The 3,885-nt window shown below is 64.0% G+C and carries 3 protein-coding genes and 1 pseudogene; 3 read left to right on the top strand and 1 reads right to left on the bottom strand.

The genetic code is table 11. The features are described from left to right. The 3 genes and pseudogenes from EOA27_RS26430 to EOA27_RS26420 all read left to right on the top strand — a co-directional run. Window positions 1–1,125 (top strand): annotated as a pseudogene (locus EOA27_RS26430) (hypothetical protein); the annotation flags it as partial. A 259-nt stretch (window positions 1,126–1,384) separates the two neighbouring features. Next, a complete protein-coding gene (locus EOA27_RS26425) occupies window positions 1,385–2,188 on the top strand; it encodes an alpha/beta fold hydrolase (protein ID WP_126081591.1) in 804 nt (267 codons plus the stop codon). Window positions 2,189–2,261: 73 nt separating this feature from the next. Then, window positions 2,262–2,879 (top strand): hypothetical protein, encoded by a 618-nt coding sequence (locus EOA27_RS26420; RefSeq protein ID WP_126081590.1) that lies wholly within the window; start codon window positions 2,262–2,264, stop codon window positions 2,877–2,879. Here EOA27_RS26420 and EOA27_RS26415 read toward each other — a convergent pair. Then, entirely contained in the window at window positions 2,869–3,801 is a 933-nt protein-coding gene (locus tag EOA27_RS26415) for a metallophosphoesterase (RefSeq protein WP_127257641.1), read from the bottom strand. The genes EOA27_RS26420 and EOA27_RS26415 overlap by 11 nt on opposite strands. Window positions 3,802–3,885 lie beyond the last annotated feature (84 nt).

The raw sequence follows: 3,885 nt of genomic DNA, 5'->3' as shown, positions 1-3,885 counted from the left end.
TTGCCGCTCATCTACATTGCCATGAACGCCGATGGAGCAGAGGCAGCTCGCGTCGCATCGTCGTTGCGCGCCGGTCTTGCCGGTTTCGACACCATCGACTTCATCGGGCGCGCTCCGGATTCAACGCGCGATCAATCGGCCGACCCGATCAGTTTCGTCTTCGATATTGTTCCCGGCCCCGCCGCCGGCGACGTCACGGTCGAGCTGCAAAGCGTCGCGACCGGTCGGGTTCTGCTGTCGCGCAACCTGACATCGGCCGAAACCGCGCCCGGCGCGGTTGAAAGCAACATCGCCAGCCTTCTGACATCGACCATTCCCGCTTCCGGCGCGATCTACAGCTACATCGACCAGAGCGACATCAGGACCAGCCAGATCGGGTGCCTGGTGCTCGACGACCGCTACTTTCTCGACATGAACGCCCAGTCGCACGAGGTTGCGTATCGCTGCCTGGAGAAGCTTGCCGCCGACGGCACCAAATCGTCGCTCGTCTATGCGGAACTGGCCGCGCTTCATGGAGAGGCCGTCACCGCCCACTATCCCTATCCGCCAGATGCGACGCTCGAAAAGGCCATGTCGCTTGCGCACCGCGCCGTTCAGATGGGGCCTATGAACCCGCACGCGCATCGTGCCCTCGGCTACCTCAACTCGCGCCTCGGCAACGCGGACGAAGCGATCCGCTTGACGCGCAAGGCCTACGAACTCAACCCATATGATCTCGGCATGGCCGCCGCCTATGGCTATGGGCTGATCTTCGCCGGCAAGTATGATGAGGGAACGCCGATCCTGGGCCACGCGGTCGAGGCCTTCAGCGGCCATCCGACCTGGTGGGATTATGGCCTGTTCGTCGGCGCCTTCATGCAGGGCGATATGAAGAAGGCCGCCATCGCCAGCGAGTCGCTGCGCACGACGGCATCCAAGTCGCATTATCTGGCCGCGCGCCTGATCGGCGCCAGGCTTTCGGGCCGCGACAAGCTGGCGGGCGAGCTTGCCAACGAGCTCATCGCCGAATTCCCGAAATTCGCCGCCGACCCGCGCGCGACGTTCGTCGACCGCAAATATCCCGCGGATCTCACCGATCGGCTAGTGCAATCCTTGCGTGCCGCCGGGATCGGCAATCCGACCTAGTTAATGTGAAGCGGTTTTCCGTCTGAAATTGCGGAATCGCATCAAGACTAGGACATAGGCACACCTTACGCCCGTGTTTGGGCCACCTGATCGCAGCAGCGGAAGTATCACGCTGTGATCCGACACCTATTAGGACGGGCTTCCACGTCGAGCGCCTGACGGAGCGCTTCGGTCGCGAAAATTTTACTAGCCACAGGTCTGGATCAGGAGCAATTCAGCCACAATTTCTGATTGCTGCCTGCTCACCGCTCCTTTTTTCATGCTTCCACTCCCTTATGCCGTCGAGGCCGGCGCTGATCCGAAGACGATCGTCTTTCTGCATGGCTTTGGAGCCTGCCGTGAGATCTGGCGTGACGTCATGGCACCGCTGGCGGCCGAAGCGAGAATATTGGCCTACGATCTGCCGGGCCATGGTCATTCGCTGCAATGCGAGGGCATGGGCGGGGCCAAGCCGGCCGCGCGGGCCATCCTCGCCGATCTTGCCGCCCGTCAGCTGGCCAAGGTCCATCTCGTCGGTCATTCCATGGGCGGCGCGATCGCGACATTGATGGCGCTAGCCGATCCTGGCCGGGTGGCTTCGCTCACGCTGTTGGCGCCCGGCGGCTTCGGCCCGGAGATCAACGCAGCCCTGCTGCGCCGCTATGCGGCGGCTTCCGGCAGGAAGCAGATCCGCGCCAGCCTTGCGGCCATGTCGGCCCCGCGCAGCGTGCCGCCTGACCACGTGGTGGATGCGCTTTGCCTCATGCGCGAACAGCCCGGCCAGTTGCAGACCTTGATCGATATGGCGGCCGCGATAACCAAGGATGAGCGGCAAGGTGTCATCCCTCGAGCGCAGCTCGATGCGCTCGACATGCCGGTGATGGTTGTTTGGGGAGCGGAGGATCCGCTCCTGCCTGTCGGGCAGGCCGAGGCCTTGCCGTCGCATTTCCATCTGCACCATGTCCTTGACGCGGGTCACATGCTGGTCGAGGAGGCTCCGGACCTGATTGCCGAGATCGTGCGTCGCAACACGCGACGGCGGGCCAGGCGACAACGACCGGTGTACGGGGCGGCAGCAAGCTGACCGGCGCTATCATTCAGTGCATTTTGCCGGCGATTGTGTTAACTCGCTGTTAACCAACAGCGAGACAGCCGCCATGAAGGATGCAGGCGACATAATCACCCCGATCGAGCCATCGCGAAAGCTTTCGGATGCCATACGCGACGTCAAGAACGCCTTCGCCGACCGCGATGACGTGGTTGTCGACATGCGCGAGGCGCACCGCATGCGGCTCGATCTGCTGGCAGCCGAGCTTGCCTCCGTCTTTGCCGATGTCCCGGCTGACATGGACAGCTTCGACTTCGCCGTCTCGTCGGGCCTGCAGCCGCGGCTATGGATCGATGCGGTGAGCCACGTCGCCATGGGACGCGACCGCCGAACCTACCGCTTCCTCAAGGACACGCGCGTCGGCCGCGTGGTGCTGGCTGAATCGACCGAGATGAAAGCCGTCGCCGATGCTGTCACGCGCTACGTGGCCGAACGTGTCGTCGAGCGGCAGCACATGATGGAGGGCGGCATGGAAAGCGCCGTTCCCGGCCTGCATCGTCACGTGGTCCAGGAAGCGGAGCCGCCCATCCGATCCGAAACCGGCCGCAACGGCTGGACGACCTTCTTCGCCGGCCTCGGCCTGATCGCCGCCGGCGCCCTTGTCGGCCTGGCGGTTTCGCTGGTCTTGTTCTGGGACCGCATCATGCAGATGAAGATCAGCTTCTGACGAGTTGGCGCCCGTCTGCCGGCACGTCAAGGTCCATGCTTTGGAGGTCCGACGGCGGCATGGCCGGTCCGGTCAGCCCGCGCCGGGTCAGGCGCAGGCGCCAGTTGCCCCTTTCACCACTAATTTCGAACATGTTGTACTGCGCCGCCGGATGTTTGCCACCCGGCGCCTGGCCGGCGGCGGCGACCCCTACCACCGGCACCTTGGCCCCGCGTGCACCGATGGCGAACAAGGACGGCAGGTGCGAGTGACCGTGCAGGACGAGTTCCGCGCCATGCCGGCGGACGACCTTGTGGAACCGGGCAATGCCGAACAGCCGCTTGTGCTGCGGTACTGCGCCGCGCACCGGCGGGTGGTGGATCATGTTGATCCGGAAGAGTCCCTGTTTGACCGTATCATCGAGGACCTTGCCGAGCCGTTCGGCCTGCCCTTCCATGAAGAAGCCGTTGGCCATGAAGGGTGCGGTGGCGCGCGCCGTGGTGACGCCGATCAGCGCGACATTGCCGCGCACGCGCAGATACGGAAAGGAATTGCGGTCGACCGGACTGTTGACGCCGTCGCCCGTCATCCAGGGAGCCCAGGCCCGGCAGACCTTGTCGAAAGCGCCCGGCACATAGGCATCGTGATTGCCGGGGACCACGGAAACGTCGTGCGGCGATCCGAGCGTCTCCAGCCAGTGCTTGGCCATCTCGATCTCGCCGTCGAGCGCCAGGTTGACGAGGTCTCCGGTGACGGCGAGATGGTCCGGCGCGTTCGCCTTGATGTCGGCGACGATCGTGTCGATGACGGCATCATGCATATGCCGGCGTCGGTTGCGCTGCCAGTTGACATAGCCCAGCACGCGCTTGGACGCGAGGTCGCGATAGGTTACATCGGGCAGCGGTCCCAGATGAGCATCGGAAATATGCGCGAGCCTGAACATGACCCCTTCTTAAGCGACGCCGGCGAGGCTTTCCACTCACCCTTTGCTGTTCGCCCAGGGATCGTTCGATGACCGGCACAGGCG

Source organism: Mesorhizobium sp. M2A.F.Ca.ET.037.01.1.1 (assembly GCF_003998075.1).
Taxonomy (GTDB): Bacteria; Pseudomonadota; Alphaproteobacteria; order Rhizobiales; family Rhizobiaceae; genus Mesorhizobium.
The sequence above is the reverse complement of the archived record's forward strand: the minus strand, read 5'-3'. Positions and strand labels throughout refer to the sequence as shown.

Bases quoted from the DNA above. Each gene is read 5' to 3' on its own strand.
- EOA27_RS26425 (WP_126081591.1), top strand. From the start codon at position 1,385: ATGCTTCCACTCCCTTATGCCGTCGAGGCCGGCGCTGATCCGAAGACG.
- EOA27_RS26420 (WP_126081590.1), top strand. From the start codon at position 2,262: ATGAAGGATGCAGGCGACATAATCACCCCGATCGAGCCATCGCGAAAG.
- EOA27_RS26415 (WP_127257641.1), bottom strand. From the start codon at position 3,801: ATGTTCAGGCTCGCGCATATTTCCGATGCTCATCTGGGACCGCTGCCC.